Source organism: Clostridium sp. CAG:43 (assembly GCF_000434655.1).
Classification (GTDB): Bacteria; Bacillota; Clostridia; order Lachnospirales; family Lachnospiraceae; genus Otoolea; species Otoolea fessa.
In genome coordinates this window covers 7,691-7,929 of the sequence record NZ_FR895119.1, presented here as the reverse complement: position 1 = coordinate 7,929, position 239 = coordinate 7,691, and the positions used below count along the sequence as shown (strand labels likewise).

The window sequence follows — 239 nt, the reverse complement described above, 5'->3', positions numbered from 1 at the left end:
GGACGGGCGGAGTGCGCCTACTTGTTTCCAGAGAGATTAAAAGAACGGCTGGACGAGGGGCATTATACCCGTGCGGTCCGCGTGCTGGTGTCGCCGTCCACGGTGGCAGAGAAAATTATATCAGAAAAGATATTTTCTGAACTGTTCGAGGTGTATGGGCGGGAACTGCTGGCAGACTATGGGAAAAATGGAGCGGCATTCCAGACGGTGATGGCCCGTTGCCAGACGACGGAGGCGCG

The 239-nt window shown here is 56.1% G+C and carries 1 pseudogene; it reads left to right on the top strand.

The window, feature by feature from the left end:
* Window positions 1-21: 21 nt before the first annotated feature.
* A pseudogene (locus QVO97_RS12665) lies at window positions 22-239 on the top strand (hypothetical protein); the annotation flags it as partial.